The sequence below is a fragment of the Microvirga sp. HBU67558 genome (genome assembly GCF_018069605.1).
Classification (GTDB): Bacteria; Pseudomonadota; Alphaproteobacteria; order Rhizobiales; family Beijerinckiaceae; genus Microvirga; species Microvirga terrae.
The window spans coordinates 1-268 of sequence record NZ_JAGPUP010000079.1; the positions used below are offsets into that span (position 1 = coordinate 1).

Consider the following 268-nt stretch of genomic DNA (forward strand, 5'->3'; position numbering starts at 1 on the left):
GCCAAGCTCCGATAACGCTGCCGGCGAACTGAGCCAAGACGTAAAAGGCGGCATCACGCCACGCCAGCTTTCCCTCCAGCCAGAACGCGACCGTCACGGCAGGATTGATATGCGCGCCGCTGATGCGGCCAATCGGCGAAACAGCGATCAGCGCGCCGACCGAACCAAACAAGCCGCCGGTCAGAAACAGGCGCCAGCCTTCGCTCGGGATCAGCCTTGCCCCCGGACTGCCTTGCCCAAACATGAGGATGACGATTGAAACGCCGAC

At 62.7% G+C, this 268-nt stretch carries 1 protein-coding gene; it reads right to left on the reverse strand.

Annotated elements, in window-relative coordinates:
* On the reverse strand, window positions 1-268 hold a 268-nt coding region (locus KBI52_RS00310), incomplete at both ends, for an aquaporin (protein ID WP_210804730.1).